This is a genomic window from Pseudoxanthomonas sp. LjRoot125, from assembly GCF_964252705.1.
In the GTDB taxonomy this organism is placed as follows: domain Bacteria; phylum Pseudomonadota; class Gammaproteobacteria; order Xanthomonadales; family Xanthomonadaceae; genus Pseudoxanthomonas_A.
Genome location: NZ_CAXUOY020000001.1, coordinates 1,427,341 through 1,452,734 on the forward strand (window position 1 = coordinate 1,427,341; position 25,394 = coordinate 1,452,734).

The 25,394-nt window shown below is 65.8% G+C and carries 22 protein-coding genes and 2 tRNA genes; 16 read left to right on the top strand and 8 right to left on the bottom strand.

Features of this window, described 5'->3' with window-relative positions:
• Window positions 1-45 precede the first annotated feature (45 nt).
• From infC to ACSION_RS06565, 10 genes are all read left to right on the top strand, one after another.
• A complete protein-coding gene (gene infC / locus ACSION_RS06520) occupies window positions 46-570 on the top strand; it encodes a translation initiation factor IF-3 (protein ID WP_435306670.1) in 525 nt (174 codons plus the stop codon).
• 284 nt (window positions 571-854) lie between these two features.
• Window positions 855-1,052, top strand: a complete 198-nt coding sequence (rpmI, locus tag ACSION_RS06525; protein WP_014160066.1) for a 50S ribosomal protein L35 — start codon at window positions 855-857, stop codon at window positions 1,050-1,052.
• An 11-nt stretch (window positions 1,053-1,063) separates the two neighbouring features.
• Complete coding sequence (rplT, locus tag ACSION_RS06530; RefSeq protein ID WP_056878215.1) at window positions 1,064-1,423, top strand: 50S ribosomal protein L20; 360 nt, start codon at window positions 1,064-1,066, stop codon at window positions 1,421-1,423.
• A gap of 121 nt (window positions 1,424-1,544) precedes the next feature.
• Window positions 1,545-2,540 (top strand): phenylalanine--tRNA ligase subunit alpha, encoded by a 996-nt coding sequence (gene pheS / locus ACSION_RS06535; RefSeq protein ID WP_435305350.1) that lies wholly within the window; start codon window positions 1,545-1,547, stop codon window positions 2,538-2,540.
• Window positions 2,541-2,611: 71 nt separating this feature from the next.
• On the top strand, window positions 2,612-4,999 hold the full coding sequence (pheT, locus tag ACSION_RS06540) for a phenylalanine--tRNA ligase subunit beta (protein WP_435305351.1): 2,388 nt from the start codon (window positions 2,612-2,614) through the stop codon (window positions 4,997-4,999).
• A 56-nt stretch (window positions 5,000-5,055) separates the two neighbouring features.
• Window positions 5,056-5,355 carry an integration host factor subunit alpha gene (locus ACSION_RS06545; protein ID WP_055936063.1) on the top strand — a complete coding sequence of 100 codons (300 nt, stop codon included), beginning with the start codon at window positions 5,056-5,058 and terminating at the stop codon, window positions 5,353-5,355.
• Complete coding sequence (locus ACSION_RS06550; RefSeq protein ID WP_056878218.1) at window positions 5,336-5,692, top strand: MerR family transcriptional regulator; 357 nt, start codon at window positions 5,336-5,338, stop codon at window positions 5,690-5,692. The genes ACSION_RS06545 and ACSION_RS06550 overlap by 20 nt, the downstream gene beginning before the upstream one ends.
• A 73-nt stretch (window positions 5,693-5,765) precedes the next feature.
• A tRNA-Pro gene (locus ACSION_RS06555) sits at window positions 5,766-5,842 on the top strand.
• 91 nt (window positions 5,843-5,933) lie between these two features.
• Window positions 5,934-6,404: a cupin domain-containing protein gene (locus tag ACSION_RS06560; protein ID WP_056878221.1), complete on the top strand. Its 471-nt coding sequence runs from the start codon at window positions 5,934-5,936 to the stop codon at window positions 6,402-6,404.
• Window positions 6,405-6,492: 88 nt separating this feature from the next.
• On the top strand, window positions 6,493-7,527 hold the full coding sequence (locus tag ACSION_RS06565; protein ID WP_435305352.1) for a TraB/GumN family protein: 1,035 nt from the start codon (window positions 6,493-6,495) through the stop codon (window positions 7,525-7,527).
• Window positions 7,528-7,548: 21 nt separating this feature from the next.
• On the opposite strand, the gene dxs is transcribed toward ACSION_RS06565, so the two are convergent.
• The 5 genes from dxs to ACSION_RS06590 all read right to left on the bottom strand — a co-directional run bounded on the left by dxs (window position 7,549) and on the right by ACSION_RS06590 (window position 14,195).
• Complete coding sequence (gene dxs / locus ACSION_RS06570; protein WP_435305353.1) at window positions 7,549-9,456, bottom strand: 1-deoxy-D-xylulose-5-phosphate synthase; 1,908 nt, start codon at window positions 9,454-9,456, stop codon at window positions 7,549-7,551.
• Between the two features lie 146 nt (window positions 9,457-9,602).
• Window positions 9,603-10,256, bottom strand: a complete 654-nt coding sequence (locus ACSION_RS06575; protein WP_435305354.1) for an HNH endonuclease — start codon at window positions 10,254-10,256, stop codon at window positions 9,603-9,605.
• A 95-nt stretch (window positions 10,257-10,351) separates the two neighbouring features.
• Complete coding sequence (locus tag ACSION_RS06580) at window positions 10,352-12,145, bottom strand: acyl-CoA dehydrogenase C-terminal domain-containing protein (protein WP_435305355.1); 1,794 nt, start codon at window positions 12,143-12,145, stop codon at window positions 10,352-10,354.
• 37 nt (window positions 12,146-12,182) lie between these two features.
• Window positions 12,183-12,659 (bottom strand): LEA type 2 family protein, encoded by a 477-nt coding sequence (locus tag ACSION_RS06585; protein WP_435305356.1) that lies wholly within the window; start codon window positions 12,657-12,659, stop codon window positions 12,183-12,185.
• An 84-nt stretch (window positions 12,660-12,743) separates the two neighbouring features.
• Window positions 12,744-14,195 carry a glycoside hydrolase family 30 protein gene (locus ACSION_RS06590; protein ID WP_435305357.1) on the bottom strand — a complete coding sequence of 484 codons (1,452 nt, stop codon included), beginning with the start codon at window positions 14,193-14,195 and terminating at the stop codon, window positions 12,744-12,746.
• A gap of 219 nt (window positions 14,196-14,414) precedes the next feature.
• On the opposite strand from ACSION_RS06590, the gene ACSION_RS06595 reads away from it, so the two are divergent.
• The 4 genes from ACSION_RS06595 to ACSION_RS06610 all read left to right on the top strand — a co-directional run bounded on the left by ACSION_RS06595 (window position 14,415) and on the right by ACSION_RS06610 (window position 22,656).
• Entirely contained in the window at window positions 14,415-17,204 is a 2,790-nt protein-coding gene (locus ACSION_RS06595) for a TonB-dependent receptor (protein WP_435305358.1), read from the top strand.
• A gap of 132 nt (window positions 17,205-17,336) precedes the next feature.
• A complete protein-coding gene (locus tag ACSION_RS06600) occupies window positions 17,337-19,880 on the top strand; it encodes a glycoside hydrolase family 3 N-terminal domain-containing protein (protein WP_435305359.1) in 2,544 nt (847 codons plus the stop codon).
• Window positions 19,881-20,004: 124 nt separating this feature from the next.
• Complete coding sequence (locus ACSION_RS06605; protein ID WP_435305360.1) at window positions 20,005-21,459, top strand: MFS transporter; 1,455 nt, start codon at window positions 20,005-20,007, stop codon at window positions 21,457-21,459.
• 228 nt (window positions 21,460-21,687) lie between these two features.
• Window positions 21,688-22,656, top strand: a complete 969-nt coding sequence (locus tag ACSION_RS06610; protein WP_435305361.1) for an alpha/beta hydrolase — start codon at window positions 21,688-21,690, stop codon at window positions 22,654-22,656.
• Between the two features lie 7 nt (window positions 22,657-22,663).
• Here ACSION_RS06610 and ACSION_RS06615 read toward each other — a convergent pair whose 3' ends face one another.
• On the bottom strand, window positions 22,664-22,996 hold the full coding sequence (locus ACSION_RS06615; protein ID WP_435305362.1) for a hypothetical protein: 333 nt from the start codon (window positions 22,994-22,996) through the stop codon (window positions 22,664-22,666).
• Between the two features lie 197 nt (window positions 22,997-23,193).
• Between ACSION_RS06615 and ACSION_RS06620 the strand changes: the two genes are divergently transcribed.
• The gene (locus ACSION_RS06620; RefSeq protein ID WP_435305363.1) at window positions 23,194-23,709 is read left to right on the top strand and encodes a Rid family hydrolase; all 516 of its coding nucleotides are present in this window, start codon (window positions 23,194-23,196) and stop codon (window positions 23,707-23,709) included.
• Window positions 23,710-23,754: 45 nt separating this feature from the next.
• Complete coding sequence (locus ACSION_RS06625) at window positions 23,755-24,297, top strand: nucleotidyltransferase domain-containing protein (protein WP_435305364.1); 543 nt, start codon at window positions 23,755-23,757, stop codon at window positions 24,295-24,297.
• Between the two features lie 81 nt (window positions 24,298-24,378).
• Here the strand turns inward: ACSION_RS06625 and ACSION_RS06630 are convergent, their stop codons facing one another.
• Complete coding sequence (locus ACSION_RS06630) at window positions 24,379-25,089, bottom strand: rRNA pseudouridine synthase (protein WP_435305365.1); 711 nt, start codon at window positions 25,087-25,089, stop codon at window positions 24,379-24,381.
• Between the two features lie 128 nt (window positions 25,090-25,217).
• Window positions 25,218-25,293 (bottom strand) — tRNA-Phe (locus ACSION_RS06635).
• Window positions 25,294-25,394 lie beyond the last annotated feature (101 nt).

Here is a 25,394-nt window from a genome sequence, read left to right on the forward strand (position 1 = left end):
TCCGGTCCTTCGAGGGCCGGCGCACTCATCCCTGGAGACTGCAACATCAGCATCCCTGACAACAAGCAAAACCGTAAAAACCACGAGATCCGCGTGCCGCGGGTGCGCGTGATCGGTTCCGATGGCGAGATGATCGGCGTGCTTACGCGCGACGAAGCCCTGGCCAAGGCGGAGGAAGAAGGCCTGGATCTGGTCGAGATCCAGCCCAATGCCGAACCGCCCGTCTGCAAGATCATGGACTTCGGCAAGTTCAAGTTCGAAATGCAGAAGAAGGCCAACGAGGCCAAGAAGAAGCAGAAGCAGGTCGAGATCAAGGAACTGAAGTTCCGTCCCGTCACCGACGAGGGCGATTACCAGATCAAGATGCGCAATATCCGCCGCTTCCTGGAAGAGGGCGACAAGGTCAAGGTCAACATCCGCTTCCGTGGCCGCGAAATGAGCCACCAGGAGCTGGGTCGCGAGATGGCCGCCCGCATCGAAGCGGAGCTGGGCGACGAGATCGTCATCGAGTCCCGTCCGCGCCTCGAAGGCCGCCAGATGGTCATGATGATCGCGCCGAAGAAGAAGTGATCCCGGCCGCCTCCGGGCGCAGGGTCACCGGGAGGGCGCCGCAAGGCGCCCTTTCTGTTGCCGGCCGCCACCAGTCCCCGGGCTAAGTGGCCGGATTTGCAAGAGAAAACCGCAGCGGGCATAATACGCGGCCCGGTACGCCGGGAGGCTGCTCGCAGCCGATGGACCCGTCGTTGATTCCGTCCTGGAATCAACGACTTACAAGCCGATATGGGCATGGATGGAAAGCGTGGTCGTCAGACTGCCGCCCGGATCAGTGACATAAACCCGTCAAGGACATAGCAATGCCCAAGATCAAGACCCACCGGGCGGCGGCGAAGCGTTTTCGCAAGACCGCATCCGGCAAGTTCAAGGCTGGCCACGCCAACCGTAGCCACATCCTCACCAAGAAAGCGACCAAGCGTAAGCGCGGCCTGCGTGCGACGAATATCATTCGCGCCGAGGACAGCGGCCGTTTGAACCGCATGCTTCCCTACCTCTGAGGATTTGAGACATGGCACGAGTTAAGCGTGGCGTGACGGCGCGTCGCCGTCACAAGAAAGTCCTCCACCTGGCCAAGGGCTACTACAACGCCCGTCGCAAGGTGTTCCGCGTCGCCAAGCAGGCGGTCATCAAGGCGGGTCAGTACGCCTACATCGGCCGCAAGCAGAAGAAGCGCAACTTCCGTTCGCTGTGGATCACCCGCATCAACGCGGCTGCCCGTCTGAACGGTCTCAGCTACAGCCGTTTCATGAACGGCCTGCTGAAGGCTGGCATCACCCTGGACCGCAAGGTGCTGGCGGACATCGCCGTGCACGACGCGACCGGTTTTGCGGCCCTGGCTGAAAAGGCGAAGGGCGCACTCGCGGCGTAAGCCGCGTCTCCACCGTAAAGCACTCCGGCAGTCCATCGTCGGGAACACGTGGGGAAGGGCGCGAGTCCTTCCCCATTGTTTTTTGCGGCGCCGGTACGGGCCGCGGCAACCAGGATCGTCCATGAGCGAAATCGAGGCCCTGTCCACGCAAGCCCTGTCCGACATCGCGGCGGCGCAGTCGCCGGATGCGGTGGAGCAGCTGCGTGTCGCCCTCCTCGGCAAGAGTGGCAGTGTCACCACGCAGCTGAAGCAGTTGGGCGCGTTGCCCGCCGACCAGCGCAAGGCGGCCGGCGAAGCGATCAATCGCGCGCGCGATGCCATCGGTGACGCGCTTTCGGCCCGCAAGGCGATCCTGGAAGACGCTGCACTCGACGCTCGCCTGGCGGGCGAAACCATCGACATCACCTTGCCAGGCCGTAACGGCACGCGCGGCGGCTTGCATCCCATCAGTCGCACGTTGGAGCGCATCGCCGACATCTTCGGCCGCCTGGGCTACGAATTGGCCGACGGTCCGGAGATCGAGGACGACTGGCACAACTTCGAGGCGCTGAATTTCCCGCCGCACCATCCGGCGCGTGCCATGCACGACACGTTCTACTTCGGCGATGGCCGCCTGCTGCGCACGCATACCTCCGGAGTGCAGGTGCGCTACATGGACGCGCACCAGCCGCCGCTGCGCATGATCGCGGCGGGCAAGGTGTACCGCAGCGACAGCGACCAGACCCATTCGCCGATGTTCCACCAGGTCGAAGGCCTGCTGGTCGACGAGCACTCCACGTTCGCCGACCTCAAGGGCACGCTGGCCGAGTTCGTGCGCGCGTTCTTCGAGCGCGATTTCGAGATGCGCTTCCGCCCCAGCTACTTCCCGTTCGTCGAACCGGGTGCGGAAGTCGACATCGCCTGGCAGCAGCCGGACGGCAGCACGCGCTGGCTGGAAGTGCTGGGCTGCGGCATGGTGCACCCGAATGTGCTGCGCAACTGCGGCATCGATCCGGAGCGCTACACCGGCTTTGCGTTCGGCCTGGGCGTCGAGCGCTTCGCGATGCTGCGCTACGGCGTCAACGACCTGCGCGCGTTCTTCGAGAACGACGTGCGGTTCCTGCGGCAGTTCGCTTAACGCTCCGCCGGCACGACGACACCTGACTCTTGAAGACGGCGGGCCCGGGCCCGCCCTACGGATCACGAACGATGAAGTTTTCTGAAAACTGGTTGCGCAGCCATGTTCCTGCCCAGGCCACCCGCGACGAACTTTCCGCGACGCTGACCGCGATCGGCCTGGAGGTCGAAGACGTCACCGCGTTGGGCGATGGCCTGTCGAACGTGGTGGTGGCGCGCATCGTCGAATGCGCGAAGCATCCCGAAGCCGATCGCCTGCAGGTCTGCCAGGTGGATGCGGGGCAGGGCGGCCTGTTGCAGATCGTCTGCGGCGCGCCGAACGCGCGTCCGGGTCTGATCGCGCCGCTGGCGATGGTCGGCGCCAACGTCGGCGGCATCGCCATCAAGGCGGCCAAGCTGCGGGGCGTGGAATCGAACGGCATGCTGTGCTCGGCCAAGGAGCTCGGCATCGACGCCGATGCCTCCGGTCTGCTGGAACTGCCCGCGGACGCGCCCGTCGGCATGCCGGTCGCCGACTACCTCGGCCTGCCCGATGCCAGCATCGAGATCAAGCTCACGCCGAATCGCGCCGACTGCTTCAGTGTGCGCGGTATCGCGTACGACGTGGCGGCCTCGCTGGGCAGCGAAGTGAAGCCGCTGGACGCCGCACCGGTGCCGGCGCAGAGCCCGGTAACGATGGAAGTTGCGCTGGAGGCCGGTGCGAAGGTGCCGCGCTTCGCTGGCCGCGTGATCGAAGGCGTCAACGCACGGGTGGCCACGCCGGTGTGGATGGCCGAGCGCCTGCGCCGCAGTGGCGTACGCCCGATCAGCTTCCTGGTGGACGTCACCCAGTACGTGATGCTCGAACTGGGCCAGCCGATGCATGCCTTCGACCGCGACGCGCTCGAGGGCCCGGTCGTCGTGCGTCCCGCGCGCGCCGGCGAGGAGGCCAAGCTGCTGGACGGCCGTACCGTGTCGCTGGATGACGACTTCCTGGTGGTGTCGGACAGCCGCGGAGGCCGTGCCGCGCGCGCCGTCGCCCTGGGCGGCATCATGGGTGGTCTCGATACGCGTGTGACCGACGCGACGACGAATGTCTTCCTCGAAGCCGCGCACTGGATCCCGTCGGCCATCATCGGCCGCAGCCGCAAGCTGGGCTTGCATACCGATGCTGGCCACCGTTTCGAACGCGGCGTCGACCCCGAGCTGCCGCGCGTGGCCGTGGAGTACGCGACCCGCCTGATCCTCGATATCGCCGGCGGTACGCCGGGCCCGACGACGGTGGTCGAGCATGCCGAGCATCTGCCCGCGCCGACGGCGATCCGCCTGCGTCGCGCGCGTATCAGCCGTGTGCTGGGCGTGGAAATCGCGGACGCCGAGGTCGAGCGCATCCTGCATGCGCTGGGCCTGCAGGCAGCGGCGGTCGCCGAGGGCTGGAGCGTCGTGGCGCCGACGCGCCGTTTCGACATCGCGATCGAAGAAGACCTCATCGAAGAACTCGCCCGCATCCATGGCTACGACCGCGTGCCCACCACGTTGCCCGGTGGCGCGACGCGCATCGCCTCGCCGAGCGAGACGCGCGTGGAGGCCGGTGTCGTGCGCCGCCAGTTGGCGGCGCGTGACTGCATGGAAACCGTCAACTTCGCGTTCGTTGACGCGCAGTGGCTCACGCAATGGCAGTTGTCGGAAGGTGCGGTACCGCTGGCCAATCCGTTGAGCGCGGAACTGGCCGTGATGCGGACGGCGCTGTTGCCGGGTGTCGTGGCCGCGCTGCAGCGCAATGCCGCCCGGCAGGCGGGTCGCGTGCGCCTGTTCGAGATCGGCAACGTTTTCGAGGCGGTGGCCGGTGCGGCGCCGCGCGAGACCACCCGCCTGGCTGCCGCGGTGATCGGTGATGCAGTGGGCGAACAATGGGGCGTGCCGACCTGCAAGGTCGATTTCCATGACCTGAAGGGCGATCTCGAGAGCGTCGCGGCGCTGTCCGGCGCCACCTTGGAATTCCGCCCGTCCCGCGCCTCGCATGGCCACCCCGGCCGCTCGGCCGACATCTACCGCGACGGCGAGAAGATCGGCTGGATCGGCCAGCTGCATCCACGCCTGCAGCGCGCCCTGGACCTGGATGCGGATGTGTTCGCGTTCGAAGTGGATCTGGCGCCGCTCAGCGCCCGCGCGTTGTCGCGTGCCGGGGAGCTGTCGCGGTACCCGTCCGTCCGCCGGGACCTCGCGTTCGTCGTCGCCGACGACGTGCCCTGGACGGCCATCGCAGCCACGGTGCGGACGGCCTCAGGCCCACTGTTGCGGGACATCCTGCTGTTCGACCGGTACGTCGGGCAGGGGGTCGAATCGGGACAAAAGAGTCTCGCTATGGGCTTGATTTTGCAGGACAACTCACGCACTCTGACCGACCGCGACGTGGAGCAGGTAGTGGCCACGGTGGTGGCCGCGATCGGCGAGGCGCACGGCGCCCGGATCCGCGGATGAACGGTGTGAAGGCAGTGGCAAGGCCGGCGACGGCCGCAACGGGGAAGCAGTAATCCATGGCGTTGACGAAGGCAGAGATGGCCGAACGTCTCTTTGACGAGGTCGGTCTGAACAAGCGCGAGGCGAAGGAATTCGTCGACGCCTACTTCGACGTCCTGCGCGAAGCCCTGGAACAGGGGCGCCAGGTGAAGCTGTCCGGTTTCGGCAACTTCGACCTGCGCCGCAAGAACCAGCGCCCCGGCCGCAACCCGAAGACCGGCGAGGAAATCCCGATCTCGGCCCGGACCGTCGTGACGTTCCGGCCGGGCCAGAAACTCAAGGAGCGGGTGGAAACGTATGCTGGATCCGGGCAGTAACCGCGAGCTTCCGCCGATCCCGGCCAAGCGCTACTTCACCATCGGTGAGGTCAGCGAACTCTGCGACGTGAAGCCGCACGTGCTGCGTTACTGGGAGACCGAGTTTCCCAGCCTGGAACCGGCCAAGCGCCGCGGCAACCGCCGTTACTACCAGCGCCACGACGTGCTGATGGTGCGCCAGATCCGCAGCCTGCTGTACGAACAGGGCTACACCATCGGCGGCGCCCGCCTGCGCCTGGAAGGCGAGGGCGCGAAGCAGGAAGCCGCGCTGAGCCACCAGATCGTGCGCCAGGTGCGCATGGAGCTGGAAGAAATCCTGCAGTTGTTGCGCCGCTGAGCGCGCCGCACGCGCCTAGGAATGGGCGCGGCAATGCCGGTATAATCAGCGCCCGCCTCACGGCGGACCCATCCGGGGTATAGCGCAGCCTGGTAGCGCACTTGTCTGGGGGACAAGTGGTCGTCGGTTCAAATCCGGCTACCCCGACCAATTCGCGGCATCTGTCGCACGAAAGCCCGCCTCGCGGGCTTTTTTGTTTCTTTCACGAGACAAACGCACGGGCGCTGGTTAGGATCGCCGCATGCCGACACGCGCCGACGAACTGATCCAGACGCTGCAGCTGATGCCGCACCCCGAGGGCGGCTACTTCCGGCGCATCTACGAGTCGGCCAAGCGCACCGAAGTGAATGGCATCGAGCGGCCGACGCTCACCGCCATCAAGTTCCTGTTGCCGGCCGGGGTGACCAGTCGCTGGCACCGCGTCGATGCGACCGAGGTCTGGGACTGGAGCGAAGGCGGGGCGATGGAGCTGTCGCTGTTCGACCCCGAGCAACGCACGCTCACCCGGGTCCAGTTGGACACCTCCGCGCGCGGCGGCCAAGCCAACCAGGTAGTGCCGGCCGGGATCTGGCAGAGCGCGCGTTCGCTGGGCGACTACACGCTGGTCGACTGCTCGGTGTCGCCAGGCTTTTCCTGGAAGGGTTTCGAGCTGATGCAGGCGGGCAGCGAAGTCGCCCGCCATCTGCTCGACGCGGGCGGCAAGGTCGCCTGAACGAATACCCCCGGCGCATCGCGCCGGCATGCTCGGCACACTCGCTGCACGGGCACACTCTCGGCATCTTCCGCATGGAGTCGCCTGGATGCGCGTGCCGCTTTACGGAATGCTGTGCCTGTCGTTGCTGATCGCCGATACGACCTGCGCGCAGGAGGTTGAGTCACCTCCGGATGCGACCGTCGTGATGGATAAGGACGGCGTCATCGAAATGGATACCGTGGTGGTCGCCGGCGTGCAGCCCGGTCCTGGCTTGTGGAAAGTGCGCCATGGCGATCACCTCATGTACGTGCTGGGCACGCAGTCGCCGTTGCCCAAGAACATCACCTGGCGCTCCGATGAGGTCGACCAGGTGCTGGAACTCGCGGACGAGGTGCTGGCTTCGCCGGGCGTCACTGTCGGTGCCGATATCGGCTTTTTCCGGGGATTGACCTTGCTGCCGTCCGCGATGAAGGCCTCCAAGAACCCTGACGGACAGAAGCTGCAGGACGTCCTGCCGCCGGAGTTGTACGCCCGATGGAGCGCGCTCAAGCAGCGGCACATGGGACGTGACGGGGGCATCGAGAAGAAGCGTCCGCTGATCGCGGCGTTCCAGCTTTACTCCGAAGCCCTGTCGGATGCCGGCCTGCGCGAGGGCGGCGTGATCGATCCCGTCATCACTGCGGTGCTGAAGCAGCGAAAGATGAAGCGCACGCCCACGCTGTTGGAGGTCAAGTTGGAGGATCCGCGTGGGGCGCTGGCGGACTTCCGCAAGGAAACACTCAAGCCCGAAGATCTCGCCTGCTTCAGCAAGACGCTCGATGTCATCGAGGGCGATCTGCCACAGGTCGCTGCGCGTGCCAATGCCTGGGCGGTGGGGGACTGGCCGGCGCTGCGTTCCGGGGCGCGGCAGGATTGGCAGCAGGCGTGCGCAACCGCCTGGTTCAACACCGAGACGGCGCGCAAGCGCGGCATTTCCGACATCGAAGCGCGCATGCAGGCGCGTTGGATGGAGATCGCGGAAGGCGCGTTGCAGAAAAACCGGATCACCTTTGCCACGGTGCCGGTCTGGCAGCTGGTCAAGCCGGGAGGTTATCTCGCCGCTCTGCAGGCCAAGGGTTACGAGGTCGAAGCGCCGGAGTGATCCGGCGCGTTGCCGCAGGCGTCAGCCCGCCGCCGTCATCGCGGGTTGGCCGGCGCCCAGCTGGGGCCAGCGCCTGAGCACGCTGGCGCGGATGCCGGCGGCATCGATGCCGGCCTCGGCGAGCAGATCCTCGCGACTGGCGTGGTGCTGGAACTCGTCAGGCAGGCCCAGGTGCAGGACGGGCAGCACGATGCCTTCGGCATTGAGCAGCTCGGCCACGCCGGAGCCCGCGCCGCCCATCACCACATTGTCCTCGATGGTAACGAAGCCCTGGTGGCTCTTCGCCAACTCGAGGATCAGGTCGCGGTCCAGCGGTTTCACGAAGCGCATGTTCACCACGGTGAGGCCCAACTCGCGGCCCGCCTGCTCGGCAGCCGCGACGGTCGAGCCGAACGCAAGCAGCGCCACGCGCGTGCCACGCGCACGCAGCTCGGCCTTGCCGATCGGCAACGTATCCAGGTTCGATTGCAGCGCCACGCCAGGGCCCGTACCGCGCGGGTAGCGCACGGCGGCGGGGCCGTTGAAGTGGTAACCGGTACTGAGCATCTGCCGGCACTCGTTCTCGTCCGCCGGCGCCATGACCACCATGTGCGGCACGCAGCGCAAGTAGCTGAGGTCCAGGTTGCCGGCATGCGTGGCGCCGTCGGGGCCGACCACGCCGCCGCGGTCGATGGCGAACAGCACGTCCAACTGCTGGATGGCGACGTCGTGCACCAGTTGGTCGTAGCCGCGCTGCAGGAAGGTCGAATAGATCGCGACTACCGGCTTGCTGCCCTCGCAGGCCATGCCTGCGGCCAGGGTCACGGCATGCTGTTCGGCGATGGCGACGTCGAAGTAGCGCTCCGGATACTCCTTGCTGAAGCGCACCAGGCCCGAGCCTTCGCGCATGGCGGGGGTGATGCCCAGCAGCTTGGGTTCCGCAGCGGCCATGTCGCACAGCCAGTCGCTGAAGATGTCCGTGTACGTGGGCTTCTTCGCGCCGCCTTTGCTGACCAGGCCCTTCTCGGGATCGAACGGGCCCACGGCGTGATAGCCGATCTGGTCGCCTTCGGCCAACTCGTAGCCCTTGCCCTTGGTGGTCAGGATGTGGAGCAGCTGCGGGCCCTTGAGGGTCTTGAGCGTCTTCAACGCGCCGACCAGCGCTTCGACATCGTGTCCGTCGATGGGTCCGGTGTAGTGGAAGCCCATCTGCTCGAACAGCGTCGAGGGCACGAACATGCCCTTCCAGTGTTCTTCCCAGCGGCGCATGAAACGGGCCGGCGGCTTCTTCTTGTCGCCGAGCAGCTTCTTGCCGCCCTCTCGCAACGCGTTGAGCGTGCGGCTGCTGCTCAGCCGGCCCAGCATCTTGGTCAGACCGCCGACGTTCTCGGAGATCGACATCTGGTTGTCGTTGAGGATCACCAGCAGGTTGGGTTCGGGCTCCATGCCGCCGGCATGGTTCAGCGCTTCGAAGGCCATGCCGGCCGTCATCGCGCCGTCGCCGATCACCGCGACCACCTTGCGGTCGTCGCCCTGCTGCGCCAGCGCGATGGCCATGCCCAGCGCGGCCGAGATCGACGTGGACGAATGGCCTACGCCGAACGTGTCGTACTCGCTTTCCTCGCGCTTCGGGAATGGCGCCACGCCGTCCTTCTGCTTGACGGTATGGATGGTCTCCCGGCGGCCGGTGAGGATCTTGTGCGGATAGCACTGGTGGCCGACGTCCCACACCAGGCGATCGTTCGGCGTCTCGAACAGATAGTGCAGCGCGACCGTCAGCTCGATCACCCCCAGTCCGGCGCCGAAGTGGCCGCCGCTGCGGCCGACCGATTCGATCAGGTAGCCGCGCAGTTCCTCGGCGATGGCAGGCAGTTCGGATTCGTCGAACTGGCGCAGGTCGGCGGGGATCTGGATCCGGGAAAGGCGGGGGTAGCGGGCGGCGTCGATCATCGGGCTGGTATTGGTCTGGCCCGCTATTTTCCCCCTCTTGTGTGAAGCGGGGCAAGCAAAGGGGTGAAGCCGGCCGGAAGCCGGGTGCGGGGTTCAGGAAACTGCGGGTGCGCGCTAGCTGCCGCGCCGGTCGAAGGACCGCAAAATCAGGCCGAAAGCTTCGACTTCTTCGGCAATTGGGCCTTCAGGAACGCCATCTGGTCGGCCAGGATGTTGCGGTTGGACAGGATCAGGTGCTCGATCCAGCTCGGCCGGTACGGCACGGCCAGCAGCGGCATGTGGGCCTGCTGCGGCGTGCGGTTGCTCTTGCGCGAGTTGCAGTGGAAGCACGCTGTCACGACGTTCTCCCACACGTCCTTGCCGCCCTTGGAAATAGGGAGCACATGGTCGCGCGTGAGGTGCGGGCGCGAGAATTCGTGGCCGCAATACAGGCACAGGTGCGCATCGCGGGCGAAGAGGGCGGTGTTGGTCAGCGTGGGCGTCGGCGACAGCGCATGCGCCCGCGCGTGGCCGCGGGAGGCCACGATGGGATGCAGTTCGATCAGGCTCTGTTCGCCGGTCAGTCGGCTCAAGCCGCCGTGCACGTGCAGGCAGGGTTCGCCGAGCGTCCAGGCGACCGCGCCGCGGGCATACAGGCAGGTGGCGTCCTGCCAGTTGATCCAGTCGAGCACGCGGCCGTGCGCGTCGAGCGACAGCAGGCGGAGGGCAGCGGGGTGGGGACGCGGAGACGACGGGGGCGGGGCCGGTGGTTGCGGGAAACCGGCCTGGACCAGGTGAAGCTGAGCTCTGTCTGCTTCCATGGAGAAGCAGGTTATACCCAAATGTTGACGAAATGTGTATCTCGCGCAGGTATTTCATCGGGGGAGCGCGCCTTGCGCTCCCCCGGCATCGCGCATCAGTCGCCGAAGCGCGCGTCGTCCATTGCCATCAGCGTGTCCGCACCCGACTCGATCGCGGCGGCGTGCGCCAGCGTGCGCGGCAGGATGCGGGCGAAGTAGAAGCGCGCGGTTTCGCGCTTGGCCTGTTTGAAGGCCTCGCCATGCGTGGAGGCATCCGCTGCGGCCACGCTGCGCGCCCACCAATACGCCAGCACGACGTAGCCGGAATAGAACAGGTAGTCGGTACTCGCGGCGCCGATCTCCTCCGGATTCGTGGCCGCGCGCTCCAGCACCTTCTTCGTCAGGCCGGCCCACTCGGCGGCCTTCTGCTGCAGCGGATCGATGAACTCGCGCAGCGTTGCGTCGTCTTTGTGCTGCTGGGCGAACGCATGCACCTCGGCGAGGAACAGCTTCAGGCCTGCCGCCTGGGTGGCCGCCGTCTTGCGGCTCATCAGGTCCAGTGCCTGGATGCCGGTCGTGCCTTCGTACAGGGTCGTGATGCGTGCGTCGCGCGCCAGTTGCTCCATGCCGTGCTCATGGATGTAGCCGTGGCCGCCGAAGCACTGCAGTGCGTGGTAGGTGTTCTCGATGCCCCATTCGGTCTGGCAGGCCTTCGAGATCGGCGTGAGGAAGCTGACCAGCGTGTCGGCCCGTTCGCGCTCGGCCGGGTCCTCGGCATGGTTGGCCACATCGATCAGGGTGCCGGCATGCAGCGCGAGCAAGCGGCTGCCCTCGATCAGCGACTTGATCGTCAGCAACATGCGGCGCACGTCGGGATGCACGATGATCGGGTCGGCTGGCTTGTCGGGAAACTTCGGGCCGCTCAGCGATCGCGTCTGCAGGCGGTCGCGCGCGTAGCGCAGCGCGTTCTGGTAGGCGCGTTCACTCAAGCCGATGCCCTGCAGGCCGACGCCCAGCCGCGCGGTATTCATCATGGTGAACATTGCCTGCAGTCCCTTGTGGGGCTGACCGACGAGATAGCCCTGCGCCCCGTCGAAGTTCATCACGCAGGTCACCGATGCCTTGATGCCCATCTTGTGTTCGATCGACCCGCAAGACAGCGCATTGCGCTCGCCCAAGGTGCCGTCTTTCGCCACCTTGAACTTCGGCGTGACGAACAGCGAGATGCCCTTCGGTCCGGGCGGTGCATCGGGCAGCTTCGCCAGCACCAGGTGCACGATGTTGTCGGTCAGGTCGTGCTCGCCCGCGGTGATGAAGATCTTGGTGCCGGTGATCGCATAGCTGCCGTCGGCGTTGGGTTTGGCCTTGGTCTTCAACAGGCCCAGGTCGGTGCCGCAATGCGGTTCGGTGAGGCACATCGTGCCGGTCCAGCGGCCTTCGACGAGTGGCTTCAGAAAGACCTCCTGCTGCCAGGCTTCGCCGTGGTGTTTCAGCGCTTCCACCGCACCGTGCGACAGCAACGGGAAGTTGCCCCAGGCCAGGTTGCTGGCGTTGACCAGTTCGTTGAGCGGCACGCCCATGGTGTGCGGCAGGCCCTGGCCGCCGAAGTCGGGCGAGGCCGTCAGGCCGGTCCAGCCACCCTCGATGAACTGCGCGTACGCCGCCTTGAAGCCCGGCGGCGTCGTCACGTCGCCGGTGGACGTGTCCAGCGTGCTGCCGATCTCGTCGCCCACGCTGTTCAGCGGTGCCAGCACGGTCTCGGAAAAGCGCGCCGCTTCGTCGAGCACTGCATCGAGGATGTCGCGCGTGGCGTCGGGGTAGCCGAGGCGCTGGAAGAGCGGCTCGACGCCCAGCACGTCGTACAGGGCGAAACGGATGTCGGTGAGGGGGGCTTTGTAGGACGCGCTCATGCAGGATCTCGAGATGCGGGAAGGGGCGGTGTGCGGCTCAGCGCAGCACGCCGTCCAGGCCGGGAACAGGATTGAGGGTATTGCGGGCATCGACGTCGAAGGTGCGGACCTTCTTGTCTTCAGGTGCTGCGCTGGCGGTGCCCTTCAACGTGTAGGACAGGGCACGACGCCCGGCGAGTGCGTCGGCGACGACGATGCGCGCCGCGCTCGGTGGGTTGAAGGGCACACTCACCACGTCGGCGGACTCGGGGCCGACCGACAGGGCGGGGGTGGCCTGCAACGTGCCGGCCGCCTGATCGCCCACCTGCACATCGACCTTCACGCTGTCGAAGCGCATCGGAATGCTGCTGTAATTCTGCAGGCGCAGCTCCACGATCCATTGGCCATCCGCCTTCACGGTGAGTTGCTGGACGCTGATGGCGGGGTCGGACACACGCCGCACCATGCCGCTGCCGCAGCCGGCCAACAGGATCGACACCAGCACCAGGCCCAGCAGGGGAATACGACGCATCATGCCGCGGCTCCATCGTGGAAAGCGGCAGGATACTACGGCGTATGGCGACTCGGACGACGGTGCGGTGCAGGTGATCCGCCTCGATCAGTCTTGTTGCACTGCGTCAGGCGTCCATACGAAGGTTGCCAGGCTGCGCGGAGGCAGGGTGTAGGAGAAGCGCGCGCCGCCCTGGTCGACAGAGAAACGACGCGCCTGCTTGGCGGCGTTGGTGACGAGCAATACCAACGAGCCGTCGTCCGCGTTGCGGAAGGCCACGTTGTCCAGCTCGCCGCCGGACTCGGTGGACGCGATGCGGTGCGCGCCCGGGCGCACGAACCGGCTGGCATGCGCTAGGGCGTAGTACTCATCGGTGCGTGTGATGGCGCCGGTGCGCGAGTCGATGGTCACTACGCCGCGGCAGGTATGGCAGCCCCCGGCGTAAGGGCCGTTGCTCTCGTCCAGGGCCAGGTTCCAGAACAGTGCGCCGCGCGCCCAGTTCCGCGCGCTGCGGATGATGATGTTCTTCGCCTGCAGCGGCAGCCCACCGCTACGCACCGGTTCCCAGTCGCCACCCGAACACTCGGTCATGTAGGCGTCCTTGTCGGGGAACGCCTCGTGGACCGGCGATTGCGCCGCCACGTCGCCGCCATAGCAGTGCCATGCCACCGCGTCGACGTACTTGCCGGCGGCGGGGTCGGACAACACGCCCAGCGGTTCCTCCGGCTTGTCCCAATTGTGGTCCCAGTCGAACAGCAACGGTCCATTGCCGCGCCGCGCGATCATCGGCCCAAGATGGTCGCCGATGAGTCGCGCACGCGCAGGCGCATTGAGGCGCATCCCCGGATAATCCTTCGGCTCGTAGTCGGGCTCGTTCTGCACGGTCAGTGCGAAGATCGGTACGCCTTCCGCGGCATAGGCATCCACGTACTTCAGCAAGTAGCGCGAGAACGCGTCGTAGTACTCGGGAAGCAGGCGGCCCTGGATCAGGCTATTGCTGTCCTTCATCCAGCCGGGCGCACTCCATGGCGAGGCCATGATCTTGAGCTGCGGGTTGATGGCCAGCATCGCGCGCGCGACCGGGATCACGTCGCCACGATTCTGATCGATGCTGAAGTGCTTGAGCTCGGGGTCCGGCTTGCCGTCCGGCGTGTCGTCGAGGCTGTAATGATGGCGCGAAAAATCGGAAGCGCCGATGGTCAGGCGCGAGAAACTCAGGCCTAGACCACTCCCGTCGCGACCGAACAGTTCCTTGAACAACGCATCGCGCTGGCCGGCATCGAGCTTGTGCTGGATCAGCCACGCGGACGAATCCGTGAGCGACGCGCCAAAGCCGACCATCTCCTGGAAACGTTGTGCATCGTCGACGGTGATCGACAGTTTCGCGGCCTTGTCATCCCCGAAGCGAGCGGCGGTTGAAGGTTTCAATGCCGTCGCATGGTCGGCCGTGGTGATCCATACGGATACGTCTTGCGCATGCACAGGCGAAACCAACGTGGCGGCAAACGAGGCGATGCAGGCTGCCAGCAGCGGTCGCTGCAGGAAAAAAAGTCGCGTCATGGTGGAGTCCTCCCGTAATGCGGATTCGGTGTGGCGAATCCCCTCCGGAATCCGCGCTGGCGGGTGCTGCATTGCAGCGAAACAGTTCATGTGAGTCGGAGTGCGTCGAGCAAATTCAATCCTGTGCGCGCGCTGCGTCGCGGGATGTTAGGAATTTGTTGACACTGCATTTGAGCTTGTATATGACAGCGCTGTCAACAACGGTCGGAGAGGGACCCTATGCAGTACTCGAACCACATCGCGGGCGTCGCCCTGCGCGCACCGCGCCGCGCCCTGCGCAAGCAGCATCTGGCCATGGCGTGCTGCCTGGCGCTCTCGCTTCCGATGACGGCGCTGGCGCAGCAGGCCGCGCAGGCATCGTCCTCCGACCAGACCGTCGAAACGCTGGATACGGTGAAGGTCACCGGCATTCGTGCCGCCATCGCGACTGCGGTAGAAACCAAGAGCGAATCCACGTCGATCGTCGAGGCCATCTCCGCCGAAGACATCGGCAAGTTGCCCGACATCAGCATCGCGGATTCGATCTCCCGCTTGCCGGGCCTGACCATGCAGCGCCTTGATGGCCGCGGACAGGTCATCCACATCCGCGGCATGTCCGAGCAGTTCGCAGGCACGCTGCTCAACGGTCGCGAGCAGGTCACCACCGGCGACAACCGCGGCGTCGAACTCGACCAATACCCCGCCGAGCTGATCAATGGCGTCACCGTATACAAGACGCCGGACGCCTCGCTGATCGGGCAGGGCATTTCGGGCACTGTCGACCTGCAGTCGATCCGTCCGCTGTCGTTCGGCGAACAGCGCATCGTGTTCACCGGCCAGGGCGAACTGAACTCGTTCGACGAACTGACCGAGGGCGGAAACAACAAGGGCTATCGCGTGTCGGCGTCGTACGTGGACCAGTTCGCCGACGATACCGTGGGCTTTGCCATCGGCGTGGCGCGGATGGACGCGCCGTTCCAGGAGAAGCACTACAAGTCGTGGTGGTGGGCCAACACCGACATGTGGGGCGCACCGCAGCCCGGCAAGCCGGCGGACGCGATCGCCCTTCAGGGTGCCGAGGCCTGGGTGAAGTCGCGCGACACCACGCGCGACGGCGTCATGGCGGTCCTGGAATTCAAGCCGAACGACCGCTGGCACAGCGTGCTGGACGTGTATGCGTCGCGCTTCGACCAGGAAGAGTGGATGCGCGGTGCGATGTGGAGCAACGACCCCTGGTTCAACGGCGGCGCGGTCAGTTACAGCAACGTCAGCACGACGGACTACCACGGCACCCCGGTGGTCACCGGCGGCACGCTGAACGGCATCCAGCCGGCGATCCGCAACGACAACAACACCCGCGAGTCGCGCCTGTTCTCGGCGGGCTGGAACAACGAGTTCAAGATCAACGACACGTGGACGCTGACCAGCGACCTCAGCTACTCGCGCGCCAAGGTCGAGGACTCGAAACTCGAAACCTATGCGGGCCGTCTGGGTGGCGTCTCGGCCGATTTCCGCGTGCGCCTGTCGCCCGGCTACGGCTACTACGCACTGCCCGACATGTCGGATCCCTCCGCGGTGTACCTGCGCGACCCGCAGAGCTGGGGCCACGACGGCCGCCTTGAGGACAGCCACCAGAAGGATGAAATGAAGGCGTTCCGCGTGGCCGTCAACCACGTGATCGAGTCCTCCGACTTCCTGCGCAGCTGGGATGCCGGCTTCCACGTCTGCAAGCGCACCAAGGAGAAGAGCGCGGAGGTTTACTTCGCCGACCTGCCGGGTCGCACGCCGACGCTGATCGACCCCTCGCTGCTTTCCTCGCCCACGGATCTTGGCTTCGCCGGCATGGGCCATGTCATCACTTACGATCCGCGCGCACTGCTGTCACGCTACTACGACGTGTACATCAGCGAGTCCAACGACGACCTGCAGAAGGACGCGATCACCGATGAGGATGTGAAGACGTTCTACTTCAAGGCCAACTTGGACATGGACCTCACCGATACGGTCCGCCTGCGCGGCAATGCCGGTGTGCAGTACATCCGTACCGAGCAGACCTCCGAAGGTGTCGTCATCCAGCAGAACGAGGACGGCCAGGCGCTGGTGGCCGGCACGGCGGGCGCGTCGTACGGCGACATCCTGCCCAGCCTGAACCTGGTGGCCGACTTCGGCAACGGATGGAACGTTCGCTTCGGCGCGGCCCGCGAGATGATGCGCGCGCGCATCAACGACATGGGTGCGCGCGCCAGTGTCTACGTGCAGACCTCGCAGGGCGGTCCGTCCGAGTGGCGCGGCAGCGGCGGCAATCCGGCGCTCGAGCCGTACCGCGCCAATGCCTATGATCTCTCGATCGAGAAGTACTTCGGCGAAGCGAGCTATGTCGCGCTGGCGGCGTTCTACAAGGACATGGACTCGTACATCTATACGCGCGAGATCCCCTGGGATTTCTCCGGCTACGACTACGAAGGCGATGAGCCGCCCGCGTCCAACATCGGCGTGTTCTCGACGCCGGCCAACGGCACCGGCGGCTACATGCGCGGCTATGAGTTCTCCACCGCGCTCGGTGGCGAGCTGATCCATGATGCGCTCGACGGTTTCGGCCTGCTGCTCAATGCGTCGTATACGGAGTCGTCGATCGACCCCGATGGCCCGGGCATCGGTTCGGGTACCGACACGTTCCCGGGTCTGTCCAAGATCGTCGCCAACGCCACGGTGTACTACGAGAAGCACGGCTTCTCCGCACGCGTCAGCCAGCGCTTCCGCGATCCCTACCGTGGTGAGTACGGCTCGATCTTCAACCAGCGCACGTACCGCTACACCTTGAACGAACGCACCATCGACCTCCAGCTGGGCTACGACTTCCCGGAGTCCAGTCGCCTGTCGGGTCTTTCGATCCTGTTCCAGGTGAACAACGTCAACAACGAACCCTTCCGCACCGAAGTCAGCTCCGGCACGCACCCGGACCTGTTCTTCCCCGAGGAATACACCGAGTACGGCCGGCAGTACCTGCTCGGCTTCCGCTACAAGCTGTGACCGCGCGCAACGATTGAACGCCGCAACACCTGACGGGATGCGGGGCATGCCCCCGCGTCCCGTCGGATTTTTTGACGTGGCGCGGATCCTGTCGGGGATCGCATGCGCGCCGACAAACAGAGGGAGATGCGAGTGAAGCCGATCCGAATGACCCTGCTGGGGGCCAGCCTGTTGGCCTGCCTGTCCTGCACCGGCAAGAAGGACGCCGAAAGCGAGCCGGTGGCTGCCGCCGCCGATGCGACGGCCGAATTGAAGGACTGGCCGGCGCTGGAAAGCCGTTTCAAGCAAGATCCGGCCATCGAAGCGCGCGTGGCGGAGATCCTCGCCAGCATGACGCTGGAGCAGAAGGTCGGGCAGATGGTGCAGCCGGAAATCAAGGCGATCAGCCCGGCCGACGTGCGCAAGTACTACATCGGCTCGGTACTCAACGGGGGCGGTTCCTGGCCGGCGATGAACAAGCACGCCACGGTCGAGGACTGGGTGAAGCTCGCGGACGCCTACTACGACGCGTCCATGTCGACCGATGCGAAGATCCCCGTGCCGGTGATCTGGGGCACCGACGCCGTCCACGGCCACAGCAACGTGTACGGTGCGACCATCTTCCCGCACAACATCGGCCTGGGTGCCGCGCACGACGTCGAATTGATCGAGCGCATCGCCGAAGCCACGGGCCAGTCGACGCGCGCCACGGGCGTGACCTGGACATTCGCCCCGACGGTCGCCGTCGCGCAGAACGCGCGCTGGGGCCGGACGTATGAAAGCTACTCCTCGCAGCCCGCGCTGATCCGGGAGTACGCCGCTGCCTACGTCAAGGGCATGCAGGGCATGCTGGACAAGGACGGCAACGTCGTCGCCACCGCCAAGCACTTCATCGGTGACGGCGCGACCGACGGCGGCAAGGACCAGGGCAACGCGACGGTCACCCAGTCGCAGATGATCAACATCCACGGCCAAGGCTATTACGGCGCCATCGAATCCGGCGTGCAGACCGTGATGGCGTCGTTCAACAGCTGGAACGACGTTTCCGCCGGCAAGGACTACGGCAAGATGCACGGCACGCGCGATCTGCTGACGGTCGCGCTGAAGGACAAGATGGGCTTCGATGGCTTCGTCGTGTCCGACTGGAACGGCATCGGTCAGGTGACCGGCTGCAGCGACGACAGCTGTCCGCAGGCCATCAATGCCGGCATCGACATGGTGATGGTTCCGGACAAGTGGAAGACCTTCATCGCCAACACCATCGCCCAGGTGAAGTCCGGCGAGATCCCGCTGGCGCGCATCGACGACGCCGTCACCCGCATCCTTCGCGTCAAACTGCGCGCCCGCCTGTGGGAGCACAAGCCGTCTGCCAGCCAGTTCGCCGGCAAACCGGAATCGCTGGTGCATCGCGATCTCGCACGTCGTGCCGCACGTGAATCGCTGGTGCTGCTGAAGAACGACGGCGCCACGCTGCCGCTGAAGAAGGGGCAGCGCGTGCTGCTGGTCGGCAAGAGCGCCGACAGCATCTCCAACCAGACCGGCGGCTGGTCGCTGACCTGGCAAGGTACCGACAACACGAATGCGGATTTCCCGAACGCCGACAGCATCGCAGCCGGCCTGCGCGAGCAACTGGGCGACGCCAACGTCGTCCTGCGCGACAGCGCCGAGGGCGTTGACCCGGCCAGCTACGACGTCATCGTCGCGGCGATCGGCGAAACGCCGTACGCCGAGACCAACGGCGACATCGTGCCGTCCGACTCGATGGCCCACAGCCGGCGCCACCCTGAAGACCTGGCGGTGCTGAAAGCCGCTGCGGCGACGGGCAAGCCGGTGGTCACGGTGTTCCTGTCCGGGCGCGCGTTGTACGCCAACGACCTGATCAACCTGTCGAACAGTTTCGTCGCAGCCTGGCTGCCGGGCACGGAAGGCAAGGGTGTTACCGACGTGCTGGTAGCGGGAGCGGATAGCAAGGCCGCACACGACTTCCGCGGCAAGCTGACGTTCCCGTGGCCCGCCGTTGCCTGTCCGAAGGCGGACAGCACGCCGCAGTTCGCGCTGGACAGCGGCCTGCGCTACGGCGACACGAAGACGGTCGGCAAGCTGCCGGAAGATGCGACGGCCAGCTGTGGCGATGCCACGGCGCTCGGCATCTTCAAGCAGTCCGACATCGCGCCCTTCAGCCTGCAGATGGCGGCAGGCAATGAAGAGAAGGCAGTGGGCTCGGACATGAACACCACCCAGCGCTGGCCACAAGCCAAGCCGGCCTTGCAGGTGGCGACCGTGCAGGTCAACACGCAGCAGGACGCGAAGGAAGTGACCTGGCTGGCGCCCGCGCGCTTCTTCGCCCGCAATCCGTCGAAGAACAACCTGGCGGCGATGGCGACTGCGCGTGGCGTGGTGCAGTTCGATGTCGTGGTGAAGCAGGCGCCGACCAAGCCGGTACAGTTCACCGTGGGCTGCGGCGCGAACTGCGGCGCCAGCCTCGATCTGACCGCGACGTTCTCGGGCGATGCTGTCGGCAAGAAGCAGACGGTCAAGGTTCCGCTGGCCTGCTTCGGCAAGCTCGGGGCCGACCTGACCGGCGTGGATACGCCCTTCAGCGTCACCGCCGATGCGCCGTTCGCAGCCGCCTTCACCAACATCCAGGTGGTGGCCGGTGCGGCCGACGGGGCGGACGTGGTGAAGTGCGCCCAGTAAACGAGTCGTGCCCCATGGTGATATCGCCACGGGGCACGACTGACGCAGTGCAAGTTGCAATCGCGCGGCGGCCCCGTAGGCTGGCCGTTCCGTCCGGATTCCCTACCAGCAGGCATACCAATCCATGACCACACAAACCACCCGATGGTCGCAGTTCGGCGTGCTGATCACCGTGTTCTTCTTCTGGGGTTTCGTTGCGGCCAGCAACGACATCCTGATCCCGGTGTTCAAGAAGGCGTTCAACCTGACGCAGGCGCAGAGCCAGTACGTGGCCTTCGCGTTCTACGTGGCTTACACCGTGGGTTCGCTGATCTATGTGGCGATCTCCAAGATCATAGGCTTGGACCTGCTCAACAAGATCGGCTACAAGAATGGCATCTGCCTGGGCCTGGTGGTCTCCGCGCTCGGCACGCTGCTGTTCTATCCGGCGGCGAATACGGGTTCGTTCAACCTGATGCTGTCGGGCCTCTTCATCGTCGGCCTGGGCTTTTCGCTGCAGCAGATCGCCGCCAATCCGCTGGCCATCGTCATGGGTGACCCCAAGACGGGCGCACAACGCCTGACCATGGCCGGTGGCATCAACAATTTCGGCACTACCATCGGCCCACTGCTGGTCAGCCTGGCGATCTTCGGCTCGGTGGCGACCGGCAACACCGAGGCCAGCATCGAAAGCGTCAAGACGCCTTACCTCGTACTGGGCGTGGCCTTCATCCTGGTGGCGATCTTCCTGAAGTTCTCCTCGGTGCCCAACCACATCGACCTGGAGAAGCTCTCCGAAACCGAAGCGCAGGACAGCAGCAAGCTGATCCACAAGAAGTCCGCGCTGGCTTATCCGCAGCTCGTGCTGGGCATGATCGCGATCTTCGTCTACGTCGGCGTCGAGGTCTCCACCATCAGCAACCTGCCGGCCTACCTTGAATCGCCGGATGGACTGGGCCTGAATACCTCGCAGATCGCGCCCTTCGTTTCGCTGTACTGGGCCAGCCTGATGATTGGCCGCTGGGGCGGTGCCGCGGGTGCGTTCAGTGTCGGCGCCGGCGCCAAGCGCTGGTTGACCCTGTTGCTGCCGTACCTCGCGTTCGGTGTGTTCCTCGCCGTCAACGCCATCATGAAGCACGACGTCTCGCAGTTCCTGGGTTATGCGGCGGTGATCGTCCTGATGATCGCTGCGACGCTGGCCAGCAAGGGCAACCCGGCCCGCATGCTGCTGTACTTCGCCGCGTGCGGTATCGCGGCGCTGTTGATCGGCATGTTCACCACCGGCTGGACCAGCGTGGTCGCCTTCATCAGCGTGGGCCTGTTCTGCAGCACCATGTGGCCCTGCATCTTCGCGCTGGCCATCACCGGCCTGGGCGACAAGACCAACCAGGGCAGCAGCCTGCTGATCATGATGATCATGGGCGGTGGCTTCGTCAGCCTCGCCCAGGGTGCGTTGGCGGACAAGGTCGGCATCCATTACAGCTTCATCGTTGGCGTGTTGTGCTTCGCCTACCTGGCTTACTACGCCATCGCAGCGACCCGCACACTGCGCAACCAGGGTATCGACCTGGACAAGCTCGCCGCCGGCAACGGCCACTGAGTGCGGTGCGCGCCGGAGAGAGGCTGGCGCGCATCCCCCAAGCCACCGGGCAACTCTCCAGCCCGGTGGCTTTTCTTTTTCTGAGGCCGGGATCTTGCACGCCCGGCGCAAAAGAGGAACATCCGCTCCGGGCGTCGATTCCTGGGGTCGGACATGGCGACGGAAGGTGGGGGCGGGCGGTGGCGCCGGTGGGCGATCCGACTGGCCGTGGCACTTGGCTTGCTTGGCTTGGGGACGTGGGTCGCGTTCCAGCTCAGTCCCTGGCCCTCGGTACTGGCGATCCGCTGGGTCTTCGATCGCGGTGCCGCCGAAGCCAGCGACGCCTTGCGAAAGCACCTGCCTACGGGCGTTACCGAGCAGCGTGGTCTGCGTTACGACGCAGCCGATCCCGACGCTTGGCTGGACGTGTACTTTCCACCGAAGGTGCAAGGCAGCGCACAGCGCCTGACGACCGTCGTGTGGGTGCACGGTGGCGGCTTCGTGTCAGGACGACGCGAGGACGTCGCCAATTACCTGCACATCCTCGCCGCGCGGGGTTTCGTCGTGGTGAACGTGGACTACAGCATCGCGCCTGGCGCGACCTGGCCAACTCCCACGCGCCAGCTCAATGCCGCACTGGGCTATCTGCAGCAACACGCAGGCGCGTTGAACATTGATGCTTCGCGCATCGTGCTGGCCGGCGACTCTGCGGGTGCGCAGATCGCTGCCGAAACCGCCAATGCCATCACCTCGCCCGCACATGCAGGGCGCGTCGGGGTGTCGCCCACGTTGCAGCCACGGCAGTTGGCAGGCGTGCTGTTGTTCTGCGGTCCCTACGACACCGAACTGGTGCAGTGGGACAGCCCCTTCGCCGGCTTCATGCGCACCGTCTTGTGGGCCTACACCGGGCGCAAGGATTTCCGCGAAGATCCTCGGCTGGACACCTTCTCCGTCGTACGGCACGTCACGCCCGCATTTCCGCCGGCCTTCATCAGCGCGGGCAATGCCGATCCTCTTGAACCTCACTCGCGCGCGCTGGCCGACGCGCTGCGCGCACAGGGCGTGCACGTGGATGCCTTGTTCTTCGCGAAGGACTACACCCCCGTCCTGGCCCACGAGTACCAGTTCAATCTCGATACCGACGCGGGGCGGAAAGCGATGGATCGAAGCGTGGCGTTCCTGGAGGGCCTGGAGCGCAGCGCGGTCGAGCACCCCTGAGATCGGCTCAGACTGCGACGGCCAGCTGTGCGGCATCCGGGGTGTCCGGAGCGCTGCACGACTGGGCGCGCTGACGATCCACCAGCCGGCAAAGCAGTCTTGCGCGTTGGCGCGTCCACTGCGTCGCCCAGCCGATAGCGCGCTCTTCGCAGCGCACCACCATTTCGAACGGTGCGATATCGCCGCCTTGTACGAGCATGCGCAGCACCAACCCCGTATTGAGCGCCCTTATCTCGGCGATCGGAACGTCATCAAGTCGTAGGTCGTAGCCGACCGGGCTGAGGTGCCAGGCGAAGCGCTCGGGGAGGGTCTGCTGCGCGTTCTTGATCACGATGTCCAAGGGACGGCTCCGGCGGAAGGCTGCAAGGACCTTGCGGCAGGAAGCGTGCAGGTAGCGTCAAGCGGGAGGGTGGGGCGAGCGACGGGTCTTGCCTCGTTCAGTCGGAGGTGAACGAGGTGGGCGGGGCGTGACGGATGGGACATGGCAGGTCCGCGGGAGCGACGCGAGACTCGCGCTTCCCTGACGGAGCCCCGCCCATGCCGCTGCGCCTGACCTGCCTGCTTCTGTCGCTCGCCACCCTGCCTGCATTCGCGCAGGAGGCTCCTACCCGCGAACACTTCGCCCGCGCTGGCCAAGAGGCCGCGTACCACGATTGGCACTACACGCCGGTGGTGAAGGTCGGCGACATGGTCATCGTGTCCGGCATCCCGGCCGCGGGTCCGGGCACCTACGAAGAGAAGGTGCGACGGATGTTCGTGGCGCTGGGCAAGGAACTCGAACAAGCCGGCGCGAGTTATGCCGACGTGGTCGAGCTGACGACCTTCCATACCGGCCCCACCGATCCGCAGAGCTTCCAGGCCGAGTTCGCCCGCTTCGCGCCGATCCACCACGCGTTCTTCCCCACGCATTACCCCGCATGGAGCGCAGTGGGCACCAGCGCATTGCTGTCGCCGGGCGCGGTGGTGGAGATGCGTGCCGTGGCGATGATCGGATCGGGACGCGCGCCGAAGGCGGATATTCCGAAGCCGCGTCCGCGTCCTGCGACGTCTTGAGCGTCCGGTGCGCTGCCACGCATGCACGAAGGTGAGCCACGCGGCATGAACGACCTTCATCTGGACCTTATGCGTGAACTGCTGGACGCGGCCGGTCAACGCGGCATGCCGCTGTGGATCGGCGGTGGCTGGGCGATCGACGCGCGACTTGGACGCATCACGCGCGAGCACGAGGATATCGACCTGACCTTTCCCGATGAGCGAAAGGACGAGTTCATAGAGCTGATCGAGTCGCTTGGCGGCTGCCTCAGCGAATCGACGGAGTACGGATTCCTCGCGGAGTTGCAGGGCGTGCTCCTCGACTGCGAGCCCGCGTGCTGGAATGGCCAAGCCTATGAGATCGAGGACGCGCCGCCGAACGCGTGCCCGATGCAGCCTGAAGGGAAGCTGGCAGGGCTGAGCATGCGGTGCAACAGTTGGGATGCCATTCTCTGGGACTACTTCTTCTATGCCGATGAAACGCCGCCGTCGCGGTGGCCGGTAAAGCACACGCAGTCCTACGCACTGGCTGTCGACGCTTTCGGTGAAGAAAACACCGCGCGATTGCGGGTGGTGTTCGATGCGCGGCATACACCACTGTCGGCCTGACAGAGTGTCCAGTCGCGGGTAGGAGGGCAGGGCGGAAGCGGACGACGACGGGCCAAGGATGGCGTTCCCGCCAGGAAGACCCTAGAAGCGCACGCCCGCCGGCAGATAGCGCCATTGACCTACAGGCACCTTCGCCAGTGCGACCCTGCCGATCCGCAGGCGGCGGATCGACACCACGTCCAGCCCACCTTCGCGGCACCGGTGGGCCAATTCGCCGGGTTGCACGTTCTTGATCGCAAAGCGCAGGCGAACTTCGTTCTGCCAGCTGACCTTGCACGGCGCCAGCCCGGTGCCCTGGTACGCGCTCACGTGTCCGATGCGGCTGAGCGTGTACGGACCGGCTTCGCCGCGGACTTCCACCACGAACTCCTGCTCGATCTGCGCATAGTCCTCGGTCAGGCGGCGCCACACGCGACCATCCTGGCTGAGCACCATCAATCCGCTGGCCTCGGTGTCCAGCGGCACCAGCGCGGTGAGACGGTGGAGGTGGCGTTTCAGCGGGCGGACGCCGCTATCGTCGGCCGTCATGTGCGTGGCCGGCACTGCGAGCGCAGCGGCATCCTGCCAGGCGATGCCTTCGGGCTTGTGCAGCAACAGCGTGGCGGGTTCGGCGGCACCGAGTTCGGCGGCCGGATCGATCTCCACGCGCTCGGTGGTGACCGGGTGTTGCGGCGCCTCTACCGTTTCGCCGTCCACCGTGACCCAGCCGCCTTCGATGTACTGCTCGGCCTCGGCGCGCGAGCAACCGGTCAGTTCTGCAACGCGCTTGGCAAGGCGGATAGGCTCGGACATGGCACCGGGTATCTCGGAAGGGGAGGACATCGCGCCGTGGCGGATGGGGCCGCAGGGAGGCACGCAAGGCGCGGCCGGCGACGGATACGAAAAAGGCCTGCATCGCTGCAGGCCTTCCGTGATCGATATGGTGGCCCGGGGCGGATTCGAACCACCGACACGCGGATTTTCAATCCGCTGCTCTACCAACTGAGCTACCAGGCCAAGATCTGTCGCAGGACGGCCGAGCCGGTGCGAAGGCCGCAAATGATACGGATCGGCGTGGGGGATGGCAAGCCGCACCCGGGGCTGAACGCGTCTCCGGC